The sequence below is a fragment of the Coprobacillus sp. AF33-1AC genome (assembly GCF_003475785.1).
GTDB lineage: Bacteria > Bacillota_I > Bacilli_A > Erysipelotrichales > Coprobacillaceae > Faecalibacillus.
In genome coordinates, this window is the sequence record NZ_QRQB01000019.1 from 46,353 (window position 1) to 48,001 (window position 1,649).

Here is a 1,649-nt window from a genome sequence, read left to right on the forward strand (position 1 = left end):
GAACATGCTTCAAAATATCAAATCTTAAAAGCAAATGCTGAAGGACAATATGAAGAAGTAGCAACAGTCGATACAAACAGTTATGAAGAAACAGGATTAGATGCTGGAACATATTCATATAAAGTTGTTGTTTTAGGAGATGAAATTTATACAACATCAAAAGAAAGTGAAGCTGTAGAAGCTACAGTAAGTAAAGATGATTCTAAAGGTGATGAACAAAAACCAGATGAATCAAAACCTAATGGATCAAATTCAGGGAAAACAGATTCACAAGGAAAAGAAACAATGGTTGCTGGAAAAGAATCTCAAGATTCTAAAAAACAAACAAGTACAAATACAGGCGATCAAACAAGCTTTGCTTCTTTATTAACACTTGGTTTATCATCAGTGATGATTGCTGCAAGTCTGTTAAGAAGAAAAAAGAAAACTAAATAATATAGTTTAAAACAAAGAAGCGACGGCTTTATGAAATAACATGATATTTTTGAAATAGAGCTAATGAGAAACCATGAGGCAAATCTCAAATGAGACACCTCATGGTTTTATATTGTCTAAAAATCTACATGTCTGAGTTCGAAAAGTTTATCTAGGATATCATAGTTTTTCAAAGCTATATTCTTTATGTCTTCCAACTCCTTGTTTAGGGCCTGTATTTTTAAATCAATTTCATCTAGCGTTATATTGCAGTTTTCATTAAACGCCTGATAATCTTCATCTACAATCACTGTATATTTTTTCATGATTCATTTTCCTTTCTTTGACTGAGTATTATATTTCCCTGCTTGTTTACACACCACATTATGCGTCTTCTTAAGCGCTCAAAGTTTTTATATCCGTTCGCATTTCTTTTGATGGTCTTAATCGTTCGGTTTATATTTTCTATGCGCCCGTTATTGATAGTTGATTCATCGATGATCGTAAAAGAATAAATGATTTCATTTTTCCAACGGGAAAGAGTACCTGCGAAGTTCTTCATTTCATCACGGTCATTTTCTTTAAAATCCTTTATTAAATTTTCAAGGTTCTCTTTTGCGGTTTCGACTGTACTGTTTTTAAAGAACATATCGAGATCATATTTTAGATTGCATATTTCTTCAAAACCATTATCACATGAACAGATATGTTCATGGATATCATAAAAATTCATATATCGGTTGAATACCCTGTTGAACTTCTTATCGTTGTTTGGATTTAAAATATCAGAATCAGTTTTATAGAAAAGCCAGCTGAATTTTTTAAAGGCGTAATAGTTGATACATGCTTCTCTATAGATTGCTTCTTCATCAGGTTTCAGTTTTCTTTTTGTTTTTTCTTTCTGATAGGCATTTTTAGTAAGTGCATATTTTTTCATTGTTTCACATCTGATTGAATTAAATTTTTTTGAAAACTCCATAAGGAGGTGGAATCTGTCAATTGTCCTGATAGTATCGGGTAAGAATATTTTTGATATGTCGTGGTAGGATACCCACATATCGGATGACATATATTCAACATTTTTTCTTTCATCAAGAGGAACGCTATGAAAATAGGCCGATAACACATTTTTATGTCTTGATGGCAGGACATCGATGATCATCTTTGTTTCAAAATCAAAAAGTATGCAGTGGATTGTCAACACTTTTTTGGACACTTTTTATGAGAACGCACGA

At 31.8% G+C, this 1,649-nt stretch carries 3 protein-coding genes; 1 reads left to right on the plus strand and 2 read right to left on the minus strand.

Annotated elements, in window-relative coordinates:
- Nucleotides 1-435, plus strand: a 435-nt coding sequence (locus DWZ53_RS07790) for an LPXTG cell wall anchor domain-containing protein (protein WP_199589152.1), incomplete at its 5' end; no start/stop codon positions are given.
- A 116-nt stretch (nucleotides 436-551) separates the two neighbouring features.
- Here the strand turns inward: DWZ53_RS07790 and DWZ53_RS07795 are convergent.
- Nucleotides 552-740 (minus strand): hypothetical protein, encoded by a 189-nt coding sequence (locus DWZ53_RS07795; RefSeq protein WP_048922995.1) that lies wholly within the window; start codon nucleotides 738-740, stop codon nucleotides 552-554.
- The gene (locus DWZ53_RS07800) at nucleotides 737-1,630 is read right to left on the minus strand and encodes a transposase (protein ID WP_118433239.1); all 894 of its coding nucleotides are present in this window, start codon (nucleotides 1,628-1,630) and stop codon (nucleotides 737-739) included. The genes DWZ53_RS07795 and DWZ53_RS07800 overlap by 4 nt, the downstream gene beginning before the upstream one ends.
- Between the last annotated feature and the right edge of the window lie 19 nt (nucleotides 1,631-1,649).